We start from the raw sequence: 19,983 nt of genomic DNA on the forward strand, positions 1-19,983 counted from the left end.
CGGTAGCCTCGGCGTCATGAACGGCTGGGACGTCCTGATCGGCATCGCCGCCGCGCTGCTGCTCGCCTGGCTCGTCCTGATCGTGGCCCTGCTGGCCGCCCGGCCCCGCGGCGGCCTGCTGCGGGAGGCGCTGCGGCTGCTGCCGGACGTCCTGCGGCTGCTGCGCCGGCTGGCCGCGGACAAGACGTTGCCGCGCGGCGTCCGGGTCCGGCTCGGCCTGCTGCTGGCCTACCTCGCGCTGCCGATCGACCTGGTCCCCGACTTCATCCCGGTACTCGGCTACGCCGACGACGCGATCATCGTGACGGCGGTCCTGCGCGGAGTGGTGCGCCGCGCAGGCATCGACGCGGTCCGCGCCCACTGGCCGGGCACCGACGACGGGTTCGCCGCCCTGTGCCGGGTGACCCGGATCGGCTGAGCTTGCCCTGCCGTGGGCGTCAACGTTTAGCGTCGGCCACCGTGAAGTTCGGAATCAGTTACAGCACACCCGCTTTCGGCACCGGCCCCGAGACGCTCGCCGGGTTCGCCCGTGACGCGGAGGAATGCGGGTTCGAGTCGGTGTACCTGCCGGAGCACGTGGCGCTGTACCCCGGTGCGAAGATCGGGGCGATGGAGCTGCCGCCGTCGCTGCCGTACGCGGACCCGCTGGAGTGCCTCGCGTTCATCGCCGCCACGACGCGGCGCATCCTGCTCGGCACCGGCGTCCTGCTGCTGCCGTACCACCACCCGGTGGTACTGGCCAAGAGGCTGGCCACGATCGACGTCCTTTCCGGCGGCCGCATGCGCCTCCTGACGGTCGGCGTCGGCGCGCTACCGGGCGAAGCGGCGGCTGTCGGCGTCGACTTCGCGACCCGCGGCCGCCGAGCGGGCGAAGCGATCGACGTCCTGCGGCTGCTGTGGGCGAGCGGCGAGGACGGCGTCACTTTCGAGGGCGAGTTCTTCCGTCTCGACGGAGTTTGCAGCTTCCCGAAACCGGTGGGGGTCCGGGAACTGCCGATCCACATCGGAGGGTCGAGCGCGGCGGCGGCCCGGCGGGCCGGGCGCCGCGGGGACGGCTGGTTCCCGGGTGGCATGCTCACCCCGGACGAGCGTCGTTCCCAGCTCGACCTGGTCCGCTCGACGGCGGCCGCGGAGGGGCGCGACCCGGATGGCTTGCAGTACACGCGCTGGGGTTCGCTGGATCTGTCCAAAGAGGACGTCGAGACGCTGGCGGCACAGGGCGTGACCCGGATCGTGGTCAGCCCGTCGACGGCCGAACCGGGACGGCGGCGGGCGGAACTGGAGGCGTTCGCCACGCGGTTTGCGTTGGGCTAGCCAGGCTGCCCGCTCCGCGGTTCGGTCGCGGCGAGCAGGTCCGACAGCGCGGCCCGCGAGTTCTGCAGGGTCGAGATCTTCCCGTCGATGCCTTCGAGGTGGTCCCGCAGCATCGGCGCGGCGCAGTGTTCCAGCGCCGGGCCCGGCGCCTCGACGCACGGCAGCAGCTCGCGGATCGCGCTGGTCGACAGCCCGGCGGCGAGCAGCGCCCGGATGTGCTCGACGACGTCCGGCGCGTCCTCGGCGTACCGGCGGTGGCCGCGCCCGGCGCGTTCCGACGTGAGCAGCCCCTGTTCTTCGTAGTAGCGCAGCAGGCGCGGGCTGACGCCGGTCCGGCGGGCCAGCTCCCCGATCTTCATGTGATCTCCGTCATCCGCCCTTGAATCTCACACCGGTGTCAGATTCTACCGTGCCGGTATGACATTCTTCGTGGTGCAACGGAACGGCCGCCCGGCGACGGCCGAAGACCTGGCCCCGCTGGCGTTCTCCGGCTACGCGCATTTCACGGCCATGCAGGTGCGCGACGGCCGGGTGCGGGGACTCGACCTCCACCTGCGGCGCCTGCGGACGGCGTCGCTGGAGCTGTTCGGCCGGGCCCTGCCCGACGACCGCGTCCGGGACCTGCTGCGCACGGCAGTGCAGGCGGGCCCCTCCGACGTCTCCCTGACGGCGACGGTCTATTCCCCGGCCGGGGAGTTCACGGCGGACGAGGCGGAACTCGACGTGCTGGTCCGCACCGGACCGCCCGCCGACGGCCCGCGGGGGCCGCTGGCGCTGTCGGTGGTCGAGCACGAGCGCACGCTCCCGCAGTTCAAGCACGTCGGCGAAGTGGCCAAGACGTACTTCCTCCGCAAGGCCAAGGCCGAAGGGGCGGACGACGCCGCGTTCGTCGACCGCCGCGGCCGCCTGAGCGAGGCCACCATCTGGAACCTGGCGTTCTGGGACGGTTCCGCGGTGGTGTGGCCGGAAGCCGAGGTGCTGGGCGGGATCACGATGGGAATCGTGCGCCGTCAGCTGGACCGCCTAGGCGTACCCCAGCGCGTCGAGGCGGTCACACCGGCGGATCTGCCGTCGCTGGCCGGGGGAGTGGTGATGAACTCGTGGACGCCCGGGGTGGCGGTCCGCCGGATCGGGCCGGTGCCGCTGCCCGCGGCGCCGGCGTTCCTGGAGGCGCTGCACGGGGCGTATCGGGAAGAATCGCCGGTGTCGCTGTGACGTCGTGAGGAGACGCCGATGACGGTCCCGATCATCCCGGGCTTCCACCCCGATCCGTCGATCTGCCGCGTCGGCGGGACGTACTACCTGGCGAACTCGAGTTTCGAGTACGTGCCGGGCGTCCCGATCCACCGCAGCACGGACCTGGTGAACTGGGAGCTGATCGGCCACGCCCTGCCCCGGCTCGGCGGACTGCGCCCGAGCCGGGGCGTCTTCGCCCCCACGCTGCGCCACCACGACGGCTTGTTCCACGTGGTGACCACGAACGTCTCGGACGACCGCGGCCACCTGATCGTGACGGCGGAGGACCCGTCGGGCCCGTGGTCGGACCCGGTGCACGTCCCGGGAACGGGCGGCATCGACCCGGACCTGTGCTGGGACGACGACGGCGTCTGCCACCTGACCTGGGCGACGTTCTCCCCGACGTCCCCGCCCATCGTGAGCGCACCGATCGACCCGCTTTCGGGTGTCCTGCTCGACGACCCTCGTCCACTGTGGACCGGATCCGGGCTGGCCTACCCCGAGGGACCGCATTTGTACCGCATCGACGGCTGGTGGTACCTACTGCTGGCCGAGGGCGGCACCGAGCGGGGGCACGCGGTCACTGTCGCGCGGGCCCGGACGCTGGACGGTCCTTTCGAGCCTGCGCCCGGGAATCCCGTCCTGACGCACCGGAGTACGACCCATCCGGTGCAGAACACCGGGCACGCCGACCTCGTTTCCTGTGCCGACGGCAGCTGGGCCATGGTGTATCTGGGAGTTCGGCCCCGGGGTGTCACTCCGTCTTTCCACGTCAACGGCCGGGAGACTTTCCTGGCCGGAGTCGACTGGGTTGACGGGTGGCCTGTCGTCGACGAGTCCCGTTTTGCTGTTCCACCCCGGGATCGCAGTTTTGTCGAGGTCTTCCCGGATTCTTCGCTGGATCCTCGGTGGGTTTCGCCCGGCGCTCCGCCTTCGTCGTTCTGCCGGTGGGATTCTCCTGGGTCTCTGGTGCTCGGACCCGGGATGCTGGTGACCCGGGCTCTCGACGAGCTGTGGACTGCTTCCGTCCGGCTCGACGTTTCTTCCGGCGTCGGCCGGTTTCTGGTCCGGCTTGATGACCGGCATTGGTATGGGTTGACTGCTTCTTCGGATTCTGTCACCTGTACTCTTGCTGTGGGTCCTTCGGTCAGCGATGTCGCTGTTGTTCCTTCCGGTAGTGATGTTTCTCTTCGGATTCGCGCTCTTGCCGGGGGTGACGGGCCTGATCTTCTCGAGTTGTCTCTGGGGTCTTCTCGTGTTCTTGGTGTCTTTGACGGCCGGTATCTCTCCACTGAGGTTGCCGGTGGGTTCACTGGGCGGATGATTGGTGTCGAGGTTCTTTCGGGTTCTGTGGTGCTTCGGGAGTTTCGGTATCGTTCGGTTCACCTGGTCGAGTGATGACATGCGTTCGAAGGTCGGGCACTCTGGGGTTATGGCCGACAACGCTGTGTGGAACGCCGAACCGGAGGCCCTCGCCGACCGGCTCGGTGAGCTGTTCGCGGAGATCCGGTCCAGGGAAGCGGAAATCGGCGCCATCCTGGTCGGGATCGAGCAGCGCGGCGTGATGGAGATGTTCGGATACCGTTCCGTGGCGCGGTTTCTGGAGCATCTCGCCGATCTGCCCCGGCATGCCGCGGAAGTCTTGGTCAAGCGGGCCCGGCAGCTCCAGCCTGGCCTTGCCCTTGACGGCACTCCCATACCTCCCTTGGCTCCCGAGGTCGCTTCGGTGGCCCGCGAAGGACGCTTAAGCGATCCGATGATCGACACGATCGTCACCGTGTTGCGGGACGTTCCGCCCGAGCATCGTGATCGGGTCGAGCAGGACCTGCTGGGGTTTGCTGCCGATGCCGGGCACAAGCAGGTCGCGACCCTTGGCGCGCGAATCCTGGCCCATCTCCATCCTGACGGCCAGCCTCCTCAGGACACCGAACCCGCCCGGCCGGACCGCGAACTGTCCTTGCGACGCAAAAGATCCGGAGTTTGGGAGTTGCACGGCCGGTTCGATGACGAGACCGGCACCCGGGCCAGCGCGGTCCTGGATGCCCTGGCCCAGCGGCGCTCCACCGACGAAGGCCCGGATCTGCGTTCCCCGCTGGAACGCTACGGCGACGCCTTCTCCGATGCGATGGACCTCGCCGCCAACTCCCCGGAGCTGCCGATGCAGGCCGGGGAACGCGCCCACGTGATGGTCGCGATCTCCCTGGAAGACTTGAAGACCGGCATCGGCAAGGCTCTCCTCGGTGATACCGGAACCATCTCCGCCGCCGAAGCGCGGCTGCACGCCTGCGATTGCATGGTCATCCCCGCGGTCCTGGGCAGCCACAGCGAACCCCTCGACGTCGGCCGCCTCCGACGCCTGGTCCCACCCGGCATCCGCCGAGCCCTGTACCTGCGCGACCGCGGCTGCGCCTTCCCCGGCTGCCATCGGCCACCCCGACACTGCCAGGGCCACCACATCCGGCACTGGTCCGAAGGCGGACCCACCGAACTAGGCAACCTGGTCCTGATGTGCGCCCACCACCACCGGCTGCTACACCGCTCCGGATGGGAAGTCCGCATCGCCGCCGACGGGTTACCGGAATTCCTGCCACCGACCTGGTTGGACAGGCGCCGAAAACCCCGGCGCAACAACCTCCACGAACCGCTGCCATTCGCAGCGTGACGGGACAGGCCCGCAGCCACAAGGCTACGGGCCTACACCCGCGGGCGAGATAACCAGGGCTGGAACCCGGTTCGTGACCTTCCCTCGCCATCCAGGCAGAGTCGGCGCCCCCAGCATCACTCCCGCCGCTCGCAGGGTACGCACTCGGCGAGCCGGTCCCCGTCGGGCAGGTGGTCGAACCGGTCAGTGCTGGAACGCTTCCGCGAGCCACCATGAACCACCGTCGTCGGGGCGCAAAGTCGGCGCTCCCAGCATCGCCCAGGGCCGTTCGCCGGGTGCGCATTCGGCGAGCCGGTCCCGTCGGGCGGGCGGTTGAACCGGTCAGTGTCGGAACGCTTCCGCGGGCCACCGCGAACCACCGTCGTCGGGGCGCAAAGTCGGCGCCCCCAGCGTCACCCAGGCCGCTCGCCGGGTGCGCATTCGGCGAGCCGGTGCCCGTCGGGCGGGCGGTTGAACCGGTCAGTGTCGGAACGCTTCCGCGGGCCACCATGAACCACCGTCGTCGGGGCGCAAAGTCGGCGCCCCCAGCATCACCCAGGCCGCTCGCCGGGTGCACATTCGGCGAGCGGGTCCCCGTCGGGCGGGCGGTTGAACCAGTCAGTGTCGGAACGCTTCCGCGAGCCATCACGAACCACCGTCGTCGGGGCGCAAAGTCGGCGCCCCCAGCATCACCCAGGCCGGTCGCCGGGCACGTACTCGGCGAGCCGGCCCCCCGGGCGGGCGGTCGAACCAGTCAGTGCCGAAATGCCTCCGCGAGCCACCACGAACCACCGTCATCGGCGATCTTCGCGTCGATGACCAACGGGGCCTTCCGAGGACCCGCCAGCCACTCCCGGACCGCGAACAGGTCCTCCGGCGACCGGACCGTCACCCCCGCGCAGCCGAAACCGCGGGCGATCGCCGCGCAGGCGGACTCCGGGAAGCGGACCGTTGTCATGTCCGCCCCGCCGAAATGGTGGACCTCCGCTCCGTACGCCGCGTCGTTGTACACGATCACCACCAGGGGCAGCTTCAGGCGGACCGCTGTGTCCAGTTCGGACAGTGCCATGTGGAAGCCGCCGTCACCCGTGCCCAGTACCGGGAGGCGGTCCGGGCGGGCCAGTGCCGCTCCGATGGCCGTGCCCAGGCCCAGGCCGATGCTCTGGAACGCCTGCGTGAAGCAGAATCCCTGCTCGTCCGGGACCGACAGGTACGCGCTCGGGTAACCCATGAAATTGCCGGAATCGACCGCGACGATCCGGGACGACGGCAGCAGCTCGTCCAGGAGCCTGCTCAGCGTCCGCGGGTCGATGCGGCCGCCGCGGGACAGGTCCTCGTGCTCCACGTCGTTCCAGCGGCCCCTTGCGATCCGGGCTGCCACCTCCTCCGTGCGGTAACCCTGCCGTTGCCGGATCAGGGGCAGCACGTCCGACGCCGTGCAGGACACGTCTCCGGTGATGCCGAGGTCGATCGGGCGGTGTGCGCCCAGTGCCGCCTGCTCGATGTCGACCTGGACGAGCTTTGCGTGCGGGCTCAGCAGCTTGCCGTGCCGGGTGGTCCACATGTTCAGCGCGCAGCCCCAGCCCACCACCAGGTCGGCGCCCACGATCAGCTCGGCCGCCACCGGGGACGCGAACCCGCCCGCGATGCCCAGCGCGAACTCGTCGCCGTGGAACAGCCCGTGTGCCACCGCCGACGTCGCCGGCAGCGCGCCGCACCGCGCCGCCAGCTCCCGCAGCACCTCGCCGCTTCCGCGCGCGCCGCGGCCCGCGATGAACACCGGCCGCTCCGCCGCCGCCAGCAGCTCGGCCAGCTCGGCCACCGCCGCCGCGTCCGGGCGTACCGGTGCCGGGCCCGGGACCGGCGGCAGCGGGGGTGGCTCCGGGGCCTGCTCGGCCTGGACGTCCAGGGGCAGGTTCAGCACCACCGTCCGGCGTTGCTGCCGGGCGGTCCGGAACGCCCGCAGCGTGTCGGCGAACGCGCTCGCGGCCGAGTGCACGCGCTCCGGCACCGCGCCGACCGCCGCCGCCAGGCCGTCCTGGTCGATGCGGAAGTTGGACAGCACCGACGCGCCCGCGGAGTCGGCCGTCAGCACCAGCATCGGCGTGCGGCTCTTCGCCGCCTCGGTGATGCCGGTGACCGCGTTGGTCAGCCCGCAACCCTGGTGCAGCGACAGCACCGACACCTTGCCGCTGATCCGCGCGTAGGCGTCGGCCATGCTCGCCGCACCACCCTCGTGGCGGGCGGCGACGAACCGGACGCCGCCCGCGCGCAGCGCGTTCGTCACCTCGAAGTTGCCGCTGCCCACCACGCCGAACGCCGTGCCCGCGCCGAGGCCCGCCAGCGTCCGGCCGACCAGCTCGGCGACGTTCACCGCTCCACCAGGGCCAGCACGCGCGCCGGGCTGCCGGACCCGCCGACGATCGGCAGCGGCGACACCACCAGCAGCGTCCCGGTCGGCGGCAGCGACGCGAGGTTCTGCAGCTGGGTCAGCCCGTGCTTGCCCGCACCCAGCAGCAGCTCGTGGCAGGGGAACATCGGCTCCAGGCCGGGTGCCTGTCCCGCGTCGGTGCCGACCGTTTCGACGCCGAGCCCGGTGATCGGGGTTTCCTCGGCGAGCCACCGCGCGCACTCGGGGGAGACGCCCGGGGTGTGCGACCCGGTCTCGTCGGCGTTGAGGAACGCCTCCGCGTCACCGCTGCGCGCGTCCCAGCCGGTGCGGTAGAGCAGCCAGCCGCCGTCGGGCAGCGGGCCGTGCTCGGCCGTCCACCCGCGGACGTCGTCGATGGAGAGCAGGAAGTCCGGGTCCGCCGCGGCCCGCGCGGAGAAGTCCAGCACGACCGCGGGGGCGACCAGCGTCTTCAGCGGCACCTGCGAGACGTCGTGACCGTCCTTTCCGGACACCCAGTGCACGGGGACGTCGAGGTGGGTGCCGGTGTGCTCGCCGGTGTGGATGTCGTTCCAGTACCACCGCGGGCCACGCTCGTCGTAGCGGCTGATCTCCTCCAGCCGGAACGGGATGGTGTTGGCGAACGGCTCGGGCAGCCGCAGGATCGGCGTGCTCGCGCTCAGCGGCGCGGTGAGGTCGACGATCTCGACCGTCCCGCCCGCGATCGCCTTGCCCAGATCGTCCAGCAACGCCATGACTGCCTCCCGGTCCCGGTGTCCGTCCGGGCCCGACCCTATGCCTGGATCGCTTGACAGACGAACGCTCCGCAGTGTTGTCTTAATGTCGTTGTCTTAATGTCGTAGGACAATAGAGAGGCGGGCAGGTGATCGAGTTCGTCCTGGACGGGCGGTCCAAGGTCGCCACCTACGTCCAGCTCGTCGTCCAGGTGAAGCAGGCGCTGCGCGTCGGCCTGCTGCGCCCGGGCGACCAGCTGCCGAAGGTGCGCGAAGTGGCGCAGGCACTGGCGATCAACCCGAACACCGTGCTCAAGGCCTACCGCGAGCTGGTGCTGGAGGGCCTCGCGGAAGGCAGGCCGGGGGTCGGCACCTTCGTCACCGGCAGCCTCGCCGGGCCGTCGCTCGGCAGCCAGGCGCAGCTGCGCGACGAGCTGGTGGCCTGGCTGGAGCGCGCCGAAGCCGCCGGGATGTCGGCCGACGACATCGCGGCGCTGTTCGAGACCACGTTGCGCGGCACCGCGGTGCCGCACGATCTTTCGTAGGGAGTTCCGGTGGGAGAACCGGCAATCGAGGCCCGTGCGCTGGGCAAGCGGTACGGGCGCACCTGGGCGTTGCAGGACTGCTCGCTGGCGGTGCCCGCCGGGCGGGTCGCCGCGCTGGTGGGGCCGAACGGCGCGGGCAAGTCCACGTTGCTGCACCTGGCCGTCGGGCTGCTGCGGCCGGACGCGGGGGAGGTGCGCGTCTTCGGCAGGGACCCGCGGTCCGTGCTGCCCGACATCGGGTTCGTCGCGCAGGACGCCCCGCTGTACCGCGACTTCACCGCGGCCGAGCTGATCACCATGGGCGGCAGGCTGAACCGCCGCTGGGACGCCGCGCTGGCCCGCGACCGGCTCGCCGGGCTCGGCATCCCGCCGGGCAAGCCGGTGGGCAAGCTGTCGGGCGGGCAGCGGGCGCAGGTCGCGCTGGCCCTCGCACTGGCCAAGCGGCCGCGGCTGCTGCTGCTCGACGAGCCGATCGCGAGCCTCGACCCGCTCGCCCGGCGCGAGTTCATGCAGGCACTGATGGGCGCGGTGGCCGAAAGCGAGACCACCGTGCTGCTGTCCTCGCACCTGCTCGCCGACCTCGAACGCAGCTGTGACTTCCTGGTCGTCCTGCAGACCTCGCGCGTGCAGCTGACCGGCGCGGTCGACGACCTCCTCGCCACGCACTGCACGCTCGTCGGGCCCCGCGCGGGCAGCGACGCGATCGCGGGCGTCGGCAAGGTGGTCCGCGCCAGCCACACCGGACGCCAGTCGACCCTGCTGGTCCGGCGCGGCGACGGGCCGATCGATCCACTGTGGACGGAGCATGAGGTGACACTGGAGGACGTCGTGCTGGCCTACCTCGCCGAGGCCGAGACCCGGGTGGCCGCGGCCGCATGGGAGGTGCCGGCATGATCTGGCTGACCTGGCGCCAGTACCGCAGGCAGGCGCTGTTCACCCTCGGAGCCCTCGGCGTGCTCGCCGCGATCATGGTGCCCACCGGCCTGGCGATGCACGCGAAGGCCGACAGCCTCGGCCTGCCCGCCTGCCGGGCCGCGCTCGGCGCCGCGTCGACGATCGCGCAGACCGAGGCGGTGGCGCGCTGCGGCACCCTCGGCCACCAGTTCCAGCAGCAGTTCGGCAGCCTGACGCTGGTGGCCGTCCTGTTCGTCGTCCTGCCGGTGCTGGTCGGCGTGTTCTTCGGCGCGCCGCTGGTCGCCAGGGAGATCGAGCAGGGCACCCACCGCCTGGTCTGGACCCAGGGCGTCAGCAGGCGGCACTGGGCGCTGGTGAAGTTCGGCCTGCTGGGCGGGATCACCACGGTCCTGGCCGTCGGGTACGCCCTCGGCGTGTCGTGGTGGTTCGAGCCGCTGGTCTCCGCGAGCACCGGCCGGCTGGCGTACGTCTCCTTCGACGTCCAGGGGATCGTCCCGGTGGTGTACACGCTCTTCGCGCTCGCGCTCGGCGTCTTCGCCGGTGCCTGGTTCCGGAAAGTGCTGCCCGCCATGGGGATCGCGCTGGCCGGGTACGTGGCGGTGCGTGCCGCGATCGAGATCTTCGCGCGGCCGCGCTACCTGCCGCCGCAGAGCCTGACCTTCTCGCCGACGGGCGGGCAGACGCCGAATCCCGCGTCCGGTGACTGGGTTCTCGCCCAGGGCGTGCGCAACGCGGCGGGCGAGCTGGTGCTGCCCGACGCCCAGCTCGGCCCGTGCCCGCCGGGCGGGTGCGGCGGGGCAGGCGACGTGGGGCCGGGCGCCACCAACTGGCTGCAGTTCCAGCCGGGGGACCGGTTCTGGGTCTTCCAGGGCATCGAGGCCGGGATCTTCGCCGTTCTCACCGCGGCGCTGGTGTTCTTCGCACTGCGGCGGTTGCGCACGATCGCCTGAGCCGGTCCGGCGGATGTCCACCACCCGGTGCGGCCGGTTCGTGGGTTGCTCACCACGGGATTCTCCGGATACTGCGGCCGTTCGGGTGATCTGCGGCGGGAAGCGGGCGAACCGCGTCCGGACTGTCGGTGGGCCGCCGTAAGGTCGCATCCGGTGAGGGAGGACGACGGTTCGGCCGCTGGGCACGCGGGGGAGCCGGAACCGTGGCGGGTGTGCGTGCTGGACCCGTCCGGCCGGACCCTGGGTGCCGGCATGCTGCTGGGCGCGAGCACGGTGCTCACGTGCGCGCACGTGGTCCAGGCCGCGGGGGAGGAAGCGCTTTCGAAACCCCACGCGGTGCTGGTCCGGTTCGTCGGCCTGCCCGGCATGCCCGAGACGCTCGCCGGCGTGCGGCCCGGCTGCTGGGTGCCGCCGTCGGAGGACGGCCGCGGGGACATCGCGCTGCTGGAGCTGAGCGAGGCGTTCCCCGGCGTGCCGGGCGCCCCGCTCGTGCGGCTCGGCGCCGTGCGCGACCGGGTCGTGCACACCTACGGCTTCCCGCCGCCGCACCGGCACGGCGTCTGGGTCAACAACGCCGAGCTGGCCGGGCCCACCGGCGCCGGTGGCGAGTGGATCCAGCTGAACTCGAAGCTGCCCGGCGAGCGGGTCCGCCGCGGCTTCAGCGGCGCCGGCGTCATCGACAAGGCGACCGGCGCGGTGCTCGGCATGGTGGTCACCGAGTACACCGACGAACGGCTCGGGCTCGCCTACCTGATCCCGGTCGAGGTGATCGTCCGGCACGTCCCGGCGGTCGCCGGGTGGGTCGGCGAGCCCCCGCCGCTGCCCGCCGGGCCGCTGGTCGTCGCGATCGGGCCGCGCGACTTCCTGGATCTGGTGCGGCGCGAGCGGCGGGTGTCCCGTCCCGGCTCGGCCACCCCGCGCCTGGGCGAGGGGTTCGTGGCGATCGTGGACGCCACCGGCAAGACCGCCGACGAGGTGGCGCGGCACGTCAACGCGGGCATCGGCACCGAGCAGGCCACCGCCGCGCTGCGGGACAGCCCGGAGGACGTCGCGGTGGCGGTGGCCGCCGTCGACGCGTCGCGGGCGCCGGAGGAGGTGCTCACCGGCGCGGTGAAACCGTTGATGGACAAGGGCGCCACGGTCCTGGTGCAGTTCAGCAGGCCGGGTTCGCCCGGCCTCGAGCTGGCCCGCCGCTGGGAGACCGAACGGAACGCCCGGCGGCTCGACCGGCTGGCGCTGCTGGTCGACATGGTGGAGCACGAGGAGGAACGCACCCGGGAGCGCGCCGTCCACGCCGGCCCGCGCGGCTGCCCGGTGCCCGTCCCCGGCCTGACCGCGGACCTGCGCCTGCGGCTGGCCGCGCTGCGGTCGGCGGGCACGCACGTCGAACCGGGCCGCGTGCGGCGCGCGCTGGCGGTGACCGAGCGCGACGCCGAGGCCGCCCGGCGCACGCTCGTCCGGCTGCACGCCGAGCTGGACGACCGTGCGGCCCGGTACGCCGAGCTGCGCGGCCGGCTGCGGGCGTACAACGCCAAGGCCACCGACGCGGGCCTGATGGAGGACGACGCGCTCGGGCAGCTGTACCGCCCGGCCATGGCGGCGGTGACCGGGTTCGCGCCCGAGGCCGAGGACCGGGTCGAGGAGTACGTCCGTGCGGTCCGCCGCAGGCTGGAGGGTGCATGACGGCGGAACCGGCGTGGTGTCACGGGAAACCGGTCGGGCCCATCGGCTTCTGCGAGGTCTGCGGCCGCCGCGGGATCCCCGCCGAGGAGCCTGCCGCGGTGTCCGGAACAGCTCCGGAGAGCACCCGGCGGAGCGTCGATCTCTGGGGCGGGGACACGGACTTCCACTCGCTGCCCGCGATCGAGGTGCCGGACCCGGAGAAGCTCGTCCTCACCGACCCGGACTACCCCGAGCGGTACCGCTTCTGCGGCCACTGCTCGGAACCCGTCGGCCGCGCGTACGCCGGCGAGCCGGCCTACGCGGAGGGCTTCTGCGAAAACTGCGGCGAGCCGTTCTCCTTCCTGCCCAAGCTGAACCGCGGGGACCGCGTCGGCGACCGCTACGAGGTCCTCGGCTGCTTCGCCCGCGGCGGCCTCGGCTGGGTGTACCTGGCCGCCGACACCGCGCTCGGCGGCCAGCACGTCGTGCTCAAGGGCGTGATCAACAGCGGCAACACCGTGCTGCGCGAGCTGGCGCGGGTCGAACGCGACGTCCTCATCCGGCTCGACCACCCGAACATCGTGCGGATCAACGACTTCGCCGAGCACGTCCCGCCCGGCGGCGACGCGCCGGACACCTACCTGGTGATGGAGTACGTCGGCGGCCGGTCGCTGCGCGACCTGCTGGCGGAGGGGCCGCCGCCGCGGGTGGAGCACGTGATCGTCTACGGCCGCGCGATCCTCGCCGCGCTGGACTACCTGCACGGCGAAGGCCTGCTCTACTGCGACATGAAGCCGGACAACGTCATCCACGGCGACAAGCGGGTGAAGATCATCGACCTCGGCGCGGCCCGCGCGATCGGCGACCGGGTCAACCCGCCCGTGGACACCGAAGGTTTCCGGGCCCCGAAACACGAACTCGCCCGCTACGGCGCCACCGTGCGGTCGGACCTGCACACCGTCGGCCGGACGCTGGAGGTGCTGCTGGACGCCGCGGCCGGAGACCGCGGCACCGGCGGCGTCGAATCCCTGCGCCGGGTCATCGAGCGGGCGGTCGCGCCGTACGAACGGCGGTTCGCGACGGCGGCCGAGATGGCCGAGCAGCTCGACGGTGTCCGGCGGGAAATCTTGTCCCTGCGCGACGAACGGCCGCGGCCGGTGCCGTCGCCGCTGTTCGAGGACACCGCCGAGCTGCTCGACGCCGGGCTCGGCGCGGTGCCCGGCCTCGGCCACTGGCTCGGCGGCGAACCCGGCGGCGAGCAGCTGGACCCCGGGCTGCCGGACCCCGCGGGCGGGGCCGCCCGGCTGCCGGTACCGCGGGTCGCCCCGGACGATCCGGCCGCGGAGTTCATCGCCGCCGCGGGCGCGCCGGGACCGCAGCGCTGGCTGGACAAGCTCGGGATGTTCGGGCCGCCCTCGGCCGAGATCGCCTTCGCCAGGACGCGGGCGCTCGTCGCGCTGCAGGACGCCGGCGGCGCGGCCCAGGCCCTGTCGGCGGCCGAGGAGCTGCTCGGCGCCGAGGCCGCGCGCGACTGGCGGGCCGCGTGGCACCACGGGCTGCTGGCCCTGGTCCGCGGCGACCCCGGGCAGGCCGCGGCCGCGTTCGACCGGGTGCACCGCAGCTGGCCCGGCGAGCTGGCCCCGAAGCTGGCCCTCGGCTTCTGTGCCGAGCTGCGCGGGCGGACCGGGGAAGCCGAGCGCTGCTACCGCTCGGTGTGGCACCGCGACCACAGCCAGGTCAGCGCCGCGTTCGGGCTGGCGCGGTGCTTGCTGCGCCTCCGCAGCCGGGCGGCCGCGGTGGAGCTGCTCGACGCCGTGCCGCCGATTTCGCGGCACTACGACGCCGCCCGCATCGCCGCCGTGCGGATCCGGATCGCCCGGCTGCCGTCCGGGCCACCGGACCGCGACGACTTCTCCGACGCGGCACGCCGCCTGCCCGAGCTGTACCTCGACCGCGAGGCCCAGGACCGGCTCGAAGCCCTGGTCCGCGAGGCGGTGCTGGCCGGGCTCCCCGGCGACGAGGGCTGGGACGGCGGCGCCCTCCTGGGCGGGCGCGTCACCGAACGCGGCCTGCGCGCGCTGCTGGAGCAGTCCCTGCGCCGGCTCGCCGAGCAGGCCGGGAACCGGAACGAACACGGCGTGCTGGTCGACCTCGCCAACGCCGTCCGGCCGAGGACGAGGAGGTGACCGCGATGCCGTCGTTCGCCCTCCAGCTCAGCCAGAACAAGTACCTGGCCCCGCGGGACGACCGGATGGACGTCGTGCTGACCGTGCGGGCCGCCGGCACCGGGGCCACGGCGGCCGCGCCGCCGCAGACCGCCGAACTGCTGCTGGTGGACTGTTCCAGCTCGATGGACTGGCCGCCCACGAAGATCGAGGCCGCGCGGCACGCGTGCCGGGTCGCCGTCGACACCCTGCGCGACGGCGTGCTGTTCGGTGTCGTCGAAGGCACCCGGCAGGCCCGGCTGGTCTACCCGGCCGGGCCGGGACTGGCCGTGGCGGACGAGCGGACGCGGCAGGAGGCGAAGGCGGCGGTGTCCGAGCTGATCGCCGGCGGCGGCACCGCGATGAGCACGTGGCTGGACCTCGCCCGCGAGCTGTTCGGTGCCACGCCCGCGGTCATCCGGCACGCCGTGCTGCTCACCGACGGCCGGAACCAGTCCGAGCCGCCGGCGGCGCTGGCGGCCGCACTCGACCGCTGCCGCGGCGAGTTCGCCTGCGACGCCAGGGGAATCGGGGACGACTGGGAGCCGCGCGACCTGCAGCTCATCGCCTCGGTGCTGCGCGGCAGCGCGGACGCGGTGCTGGAGGACGCCGAGCTCGCCGCCGACTTCCGGCGGCTGGTCGCGCAGGCGATGGGCCGGACGCTGCCCGATCTGCGGCTGCGGATGACGACGATGCCGTACGCCCGCCTGCGGTTCGTCAAACAGGTCCATCCGGCCGAGGTGGAGCTGACCGCGCAGTGCCGGGCCGAGGGTGGCGTGACCGAGCTGCCGACCGGTGCCTGGGGCGACGAGCAGCGCGAGTACCACCTCTGCCTCGACGTCGACACCGCCGAGCTGACCCGGAACGAGGACCGGCTGCTCGGCACCGTCGCGCTGGCCGAGGGCGCGGACGTGGTGGTCGCCGAACCGCAGCCGGTCGTCGGGTACCTGACCGACGACCTGGCGCTGTCGAGCGTGCCGGACGAGAACGTCGCCCGCGTCACCGGCCAGGCGGAGCTGGGCCGCGCGGTCCGGGCCGGCTGGGAGGCCTTCGAGCGGGACGACCGGGCGGAGGCCGGGCGCGAATGGGCCACCGCGGTCCGGCTGGCGACCGAGCTGGGCAACGCGGAAGTGCTCAAGCGCCTGGGCCGGCTGGTCGACGTGCGCGCCGACGGCACCGTCGCGGTCAAGGACGGGGTGCGCCCGCGCGACGGGTTCTCGCTCGTCCTCGGCTCGACGATCTCCACGTTCAGCGGCAGCGTGGCCGAGCCCGCCCCGCCCGCCCGGTCCGACGAGGGCGGTGTCCCGCGTCAGTGTGTCCGATGTGGACACCACGCGCGGCCGTCGGCGAAGCGGTGCGGGCGCTGCGGTGAACCCTTCGAGACGGGAGCCGTGTCGTGACGACGGCCAGGAGCACCACGCGCCACACGCTCTGGTGGCTGCGCTTCGGGCTGGTCGCCGGCAGCGTGCTGGTCCTGGGCACCGCGCTGGCGACCTTCCTCGGCGTGCGGGCGAGCATCGCCGAGATCCGCGAGCGGACCGCACCCGCGGTGCTGGAGGTGTCGCTGGCCAAGCAGGCCCTGGTCGGCGCGCACGGCGCGGCGGTCGCCGCCTTCGAACACGGCCAGGTCCGGCTGACCGGCCCCAGCGAACAGTACGAGGACGGCATCGCCCTGGCCAGCCAGCAGCTGGCGCAGGTAGCCGAGCACAACGCGGCGGGCGAGCAGGGCAGCCAGACACTGCAGCTGATCGAAGGGCTGCTGCCGTCCTACAACGGCTTCATCGGGCAGGCCGACGCGCACTTCCGGCAGGACGCGGGCCGCGCGCTCGCCGCGAGCAACCTGCAGTCCGCGGCCGGGCTGCTGAGCGACGGGGAGAACGGCATTCTCGCCCGGCTCGACCAGCTCGCCGCCGCCCAGCGCGCCGCGCTCGACGACCAGCTCGCCGCCGCCTGGCTGAACCCGGCGATCACGCTGCTGTGGGCGCTGCCGCTGGTGGCCCTGCTCGCCGCGCTGCTGTGGGCCCAGCGGTTCCTCGCCCGGCGGTTCCGGCGCACGGTGAACGTCGCCCTGCTGGCCGCGACGGCGGTCCTCGTGCTGCTGGGCACGGGCACGGCACTGCTGCTCGGCGTGCAGTCCGGCGCCCGGGACAGCGGCGCCGCGCTCGAACACGCCGTGGACGCGCGGTCCGCCGTCACCGCGGCGACCGCGGGCCAGGTCCGCGCGACGCTCGCCCGGGTGCTGCTCGCCCAGTGCGGAACCGGCTGCGGGGACACGGTGACCGCCTTCGCCGCCGCGGCCGCGCATCCGCCCGACGTGCCGCCCGCACCGCCGCGCGAGCCGGCGTTGCCGGGTTCCGGGCTCACCGAACCGGCCTGGACGCCGGGCCTCGGCTACGGGATTCCCGTGCTGGCCCTCGGGGCGGGCTTCCTGATCGTGGCCGGGCTGCAGCCCCGGCTCGACGAATACCGGTTCCGGGAGGCGAGAAGCCGGTGAAAGCCCAGCGGATCGCCGCCTGGCTGGCGGCCGTCGTGCTCGGCGTGTCGGGCTGCTCCGCGAGCGGGGACGACGCGGCGGTCGTCACGGTGCTCGGCCCGTGGACCCAGGACGAACAGACGGCCTTCCTGCGGGTGCTCGACGGCTTCACCCGGGAAACCGGGATCACCGTGCGGTACCAGGGAACCCGCGCGCAGAACCAGGTGCTGCGCGGCGACCTGCAGCAGGGCACCCCGCCCGACGTCGCGGTGCTGTCCAACCCCGCCGAACTGGCGCGGTACGCGCGCTCGGGCGAGCTGAAACCGCTGGACGACGTCCTCGGCACGGAGGCGGCCGAGGCGTTCAGCCCGCAGTGGCTGAAGCTGCAGCAGCTCGGCGGCACCGTCGGGTACGCGGTCGCGGTCAAGGCCGACCTGAAGAGCATCGTCTGGTACTCCCCGAAGACGTTCGCCGGGCCCGCACCGTCCACTTGGGACGAACTGGTGGCACTGTCGCGGCGGCTGGCGGCGGCCGGGCAGCCGCCGTGGTGCCTCGGCATGGGCGCCCCGCCCAACTCCGGGTTCCCCGGCACCGACTGGATCGAGGACATCCTGCTGCACCGCGCCGGGCCTGCCGCCTACCGCGGCTGGGCGGCGGGACGGCTGCCGTGGACCGACCCGGCGGTCCGGGACGCGTGGCAGCGGTGGGGCGAGCTGGTCCTGGCCCCTGGCGCGGTCCGCGGCGGCAGCACGGCGGCGCTGCTCACCACCTTCTCCGACGCGGGCAAGGCCCTGTTCACGGCGCCGCCGGGGTGCGCGCTGGAGCACCTCGGCTCCTTCGCGATCGGCGGGTACGAGCACGCCGGGCGGCCGGACCGCGACTTCCGGTTCTTCCCGTTCCCGGGCGCGGCAGGCGGGCCGTCCGAGGTGTCCGCCGACCTCGCCGGCATGTTCCGCGACACCCCCGCGGCCCGCCGGCTCATGGCCTACCTGGCGGGGGAGCGGGGGCAGCGGATCTGGCCGTCCGGCGGCACCACGTTCTCGGTGCACCGGCGGCTGCTCGGCCAGGACGTCTACGGCAGCGACGTCACCCGCCGGATCGCCGCGACCCTGGCCGGCGGGACCGGCCTGTGCTTCGACGCGTCGGACCTGATGCCCTCGGCCATGACCAGCGCGTTCTACCAGGCGGTGCTGGAGTACCTCGCCCACCCCGACCGGCTGGACGCGCTGCTGGAGCAGCTGGAGCGGGTGCGCCTCGGCCTGCCCCGCGAGCAGTGGCTCGACCTGCCGTGCTGAGTCCCGGAGAGTGAAGGAGAACCCGTGCCGGAGTTCGTGCGTTTCCCGCTGGCCGACGGCGGATCGGTGGTGGTCGAGGTCGAGCCGGAACCCGGCCTGGAACACGCGTCGGCGCCCTCGGGCGTGCTCCGCAAGGCGACGACGACGTTCGAGCACGCCCTCGACGAGGTCCGCGCGGCCGCCACCGCCGCCCTGTCCCGCTTCCGCGAGATGGGTCCGGACGAGGTCGAGCTGAAGTTCGGCGTCAAGCTCGACGCCCAGGCGGGCGCGGTGATCGCGCGGACCGGGCTGCAGGGCCAGTTCGAGGTCAAGCTCAAGTGGATCCGCGAACCGTCCACTGAGGACGAAGCAGAAGAACCGGACCCGCGCTAGGGCTTGCGGCCCACGATCCCCGCAACGCACTTGGCGGAGCCGCTGAGCGGGGTCAGCCGGGGGCCGTCCGGCCACCACTCGTCGCAGACCGCCAGGCCCGGCTCGGACATCGCGTTCGGCTGGATCACCTCGAGGCCGTCCATCAGCGCCTCGATCTCGGCGCGCGTGCGGAACCGGCCCGCGCCCAGCGGGCCCTGGACCAGGATCTGCTCGATGCGCTTGGCGATCGCGGTCAGCTCCGGCACCTCGGGGTCGAAGAAGTGCGACAGCACCACGTACGAGCCCGACGGCAGGGCGTCGATGTACTCGCGCATGATGCCGGTGACGCCGTCGCCCTCGAAGTGGTGCATCGTGCCGACCTGCAGCAGCGCCACCGGCTCGGAGAAGTCGATGTGCCGCAGCACTTCTTCGTGCTCCAGCACCTGCCGGGGCTGGAAGATGTCCGCGTCGACCATGTGCGTGAAGTCGTTCTCGACCAGCAGCGCCCGGCCGTGCGCCAGGACCACCGGGTCGTTGTCGACGTAGACGACGGTGGTGTCCTTGTCGATGCGCTGGACGATCTGGTGGGTGTTCTCCGCCGTCGGCAGCCCCGACCCGCAGTCGACGTACTGCCGGATCCCCGTCTGGCTCGCCAGCATCCGCAGCGCGCGGTTGTGGAAACCGCGGTTGCCGCGGGCGATGTCGACCGCCTCCGGGACCGCCTCGCGGATCTTGTCCATCACCACGCGGTCGACTTCGTAGAAGTTGCTGCCGCCGAGGAACCCGTCGTAGATCCGCGCGATGCTCGGCCGCCCGGGGTCGACTCCCACCGGCGTCTGGCTCGGGGACAGCGTGGACGGGACGTCGGGCATGGCGACCTCGCAGGACTTCGGCGGGTGGCGTTGGGCCACCCAGAGTAGTAGCCCGCGTCCGGGCAGTGAAACCCGAGGTCGTCCGTTCAGCCGCTCGGGCGCAGCCGCTGGCCGGGGATGTCGTGCGCGCGCAGCTCGCGTTCGCGGCGCAGCCGGGCCAGGTGCTGCTCGATCCGCCGGTCGAGGTCGCGGGCCGCCTCGGACAGTTCCGTCAGGTCGCGACGGGACGCCGGGTGGCCGGCGGCCCCCGTGTCCACTTCGTCCCCTGTCCTGTCCACTCCCGGCACCTCCCCGGTTCGGCCCTGGCCCGTCCCCTCTTGGCGCTACTGCCCCATCGGCCGTTTGCCGAAACACTTTCCGGCGTGAGCCGTGGCACGCCGCCGTCCGGAGGAACGGCCTGGT

The 19,983-nt window shown here is 72.9% G+C and carries 19 protein-coding genes; 14 read left to right on the top strand and 5 right to left on the bottom strand.

Annotation, left to right across the window (positions count from 1 at the left end):
* Positions 1-16: 16 nt before the first annotated feature.
* Together ABJI51_RS03575 and ABJI51_RS03580 are read left to right on the top strand one after the other, a co-directional pair.
* Positions 17-418 (top strand): YkvA family protein, encoded by a 402-nt coding sequence (locus ABJI51_RS03575; RefSeq protein WP_348947467.1) that lies wholly within the window; start codon positions 17-19, stop codon positions 416-418.
* Positions 419-459: 41 nt separating this feature from the next.
* Positions 460-1,314: a TIGR03619 family F420-dependent LLM class oxidoreductase gene (locus ABJI51_RS03580; RefSeq protein ID WP_348947468.1), complete on the top strand. Its 855-nt coding sequence runs from the start codon at positions 460-462 to the stop codon at positions 1,312-1,314.
* Here the strand turns inward: ABJI51_RS03580 and ABJI51_RS03585 are convergent.
* Positions 1,311-1,673: a MerR family transcriptional regulator gene (locus ABJI51_RS03585; protein WP_348947469.1), complete on the bottom strand. Its 363-nt coding sequence runs from the start codon at positions 1,671-1,673 to the stop codon at positions 1,311-1,313. The genes ABJI51_RS03580 and ABJI51_RS03585 overlap by 4 nt on opposite strands.
* Positions 1,674-1,731: 58 nt before the next feature.
* On the opposite strand from ABJI51_RS03585, the gene ABJI51_RS03590 reads away from it, so the two are divergent.
* Genes ABJI51_RS03590 through ABJI51_RS03600 form a run of 3 tightly spaced genes read left to right on the top strand, consistent with a single transcriptional unit; the run spans position 1,732 to position 5,212 of the window.
* Complete coding sequence (locus ABJI51_RS03590) at positions 1,732-2,529, top strand: aminotransferase class IV family protein (protein ID WP_348947470.1); 798 nt, start codon at positions 1,732-1,734, stop codon at positions 2,527-2,529.
* A gap of 18 nt (positions 2,530-2,547) precedes the next feature.
* The gene (locus ABJI51_RS03595) at positions 2,548-3,948 is read left to right on the top strand and encodes a glycoside hydrolase family 43 protein (protein ID WP_348947471.1); all 1,401 of its coding nucleotides are present in this window, start codon (positions 2,548-2,550) and stop codon (positions 3,946-3,948) included.
* A gap of 34 nt (positions 3,949-3,982) precedes the next feature.
* On the top strand, positions 3,983-5,212 hold the full coding sequence (locus tag ABJI51_RS03600) for an HNH endonuclease signature motif containing protein (protein ID WP_348947472.1): 1,230 nt from the start codon (positions 3,983-3,985) through the stop codon (positions 5,210-5,212).
* 733 nt (positions 5,213-5,945) lie between these two features.
* Here the strand turns inward: ABJI51_RS03600 and ABJI51_RS03605 are convergent.
* The gene (locus tag ABJI51_RS03605) at positions 5,946-7,565 is read right to left on the bottom strand and encodes a thiamine pyrophosphate-binding protein (protein WP_348947473.1); all 1,620 of its coding nucleotides are present in this window, start codon (positions 7,563-7,565) and stop codon (positions 5,946-5,948) included.
* Entirely contained in the window at positions 7,562-8,335 is a 774-nt protein-coding gene (locus tag ABJI51_RS03610; RefSeq protein ID WP_348947474.1) for a cyclase family protein, read from the bottom strand. Before ABJI51_RS03610 ends, ABJI51_RS03605 begins: the two co-directional genes overlap by 4 nt.
* Before the next feature lie 128 nt (positions 8,336-8,463).
* Between ABJI51_RS03610 and ABJI51_RS03615 the strand changes: the two genes are divergently transcribed.
* From ABJI51_RS03615 to ABJI51_RS03655, 9 genes are all read left to right on the top strand, one after another.
* Positions 8,464-8,859, top strand: coding sequence for a GntR family transcriptional regulator (locus ABJI51_RS03615; RefSeq protein ID WP_348947475.1), 396 nt, complete (start codon positions 8,464-8,466; stop codon positions 8,857-8,859).
* Between the two features lie 9 nt (positions 8,860-8,868).
* Positions 8,869-9,753, top strand: coding sequence for an ABC transporter ATP-binding protein (locus ABJI51_RS03620; protein ID WP_348947476.1), 885 nt, complete (start codon positions 8,869-8,871; stop codon positions 9,751-9,753).
* Positions 9,750-10,724 (top strand): ABC transporter permease, encoded by a 975-nt coding sequence (locus tag ABJI51_RS03625; protein ID WP_348947477.1) that lies wholly within the window; start codon positions 9,750-9,752, stop codon positions 10,722-10,724. Before ABJI51_RS03620 ends, ABJI51_RS03625 begins: the two co-directional genes overlap by 4 nt.
* Before the next feature lie 153 nt (positions 10,725-10,877).
* Positions 10,878-12,407 carry a S1 family peptidase gene (locus tag ABJI51_RS03630; protein WP_348947478.1) on the top strand — a complete coding sequence of 510 codons (1,530 nt, stop codon included), beginning with the start codon at positions 10,878-10,880 and terminating at the stop codon, positions 12,405-12,407.
* Positions 12,404-14,572, top strand: coding sequence for a serine/threonine-protein kinase (locus ABJI51_RS03635; RefSeq protein WP_348947479.1), 2,169 nt, complete (start codon positions 12,404-12,406; stop codon positions 14,570-14,572). The genes ABJI51_RS03630 and ABJI51_RS03635 overlap by 4 nt, the downstream gene beginning before the upstream one ends.
* Before the next feature lie 5 nt (positions 14,573-14,577).
* Positions 14,578-15,990 carry a vWA domain-containing protein gene (locus ABJI51_RS03640; RefSeq protein ID WP_348947668.1) on the top strand — a complete coding sequence of 471 codons (1,413 nt, stop codon included), beginning with the start codon at positions 14,578-14,580 and terminating at the stop codon, positions 15,988-15,990.
* On the top strand, positions 15,987-17,084 hold the full coding sequence (locus ABJI51_RS03645) for a hypothetical protein (protein WP_348947480.1): 1,098 nt from the start codon (positions 15,987-15,989) through the stop codon (positions 17,082-17,084). Before ABJI51_RS03640 ends, ABJI51_RS03645 begins: the two co-directional genes overlap by 4 nt.
* Positions 17,081-18,358 carry an ABC transporter substrate-binding protein gene (locus tag ABJI51_RS03650; RefSeq protein ID WP_348947481.1) on the top strand — a complete coding sequence of 426 codons (1,278 nt, stop codon included), beginning with the start codon at positions 17,081-17,083 and terminating at the stop codon, positions 18,356-18,358. The genes ABJI51_RS03645 and ABJI51_RS03650 overlap by 4 nt, the downstream gene beginning before the upstream one ends.
* 24 nt (positions 18,359-18,382) lie before the next feature.
* Complete coding sequence (locus tag ABJI51_RS03655) at positions 18,383-18,730, top strand: CU044_2847 family protein (protein WP_348947482.1); 348 nt, start codon at positions 18,383-18,385, stop codon at positions 18,728-18,730.
* Here the strand turns inward: ABJI51_RS03655 and ABJI51_RS03660 are convergent.
* A complete protein-coding gene (locus ABJI51_RS03660) occupies positions 18,727-19,581 on the bottom strand; it encodes an SAM-dependent methyltransferase (RefSeq protein WP_348947669.1) in 855 nt (284 codons plus the stop codon). The two genes, ABJI51_RS03655 and ABJI51_RS03660, sit on opposite strands and share 4 nt — an antisense overlap.
* Before the next feature lie 86 nt (positions 19,582-19,667).
* Positions 19,668-19,859: a hypothetical protein gene (locus ABJI51_RS03665; RefSeq protein WP_348947483.1), complete on the bottom strand. Its 192-nt coding sequence runs from the start codon at positions 19,857-19,859 to the stop codon at positions 19,668-19,670.
* Positions 19,860-19,983: the final 124 nt, after the last annotated feature.

Origin of the sequence: Amycolatopsis melonis (assembly GCF_040064235.1) — a bacterium.
Taxonomy (GTDB): Bacteria; Actinomycetota; Actinomycetes; order Mycobacteriales; family Pseudonocardiaceae; genus Amycolatopsis; species Amycolatopsis melonis.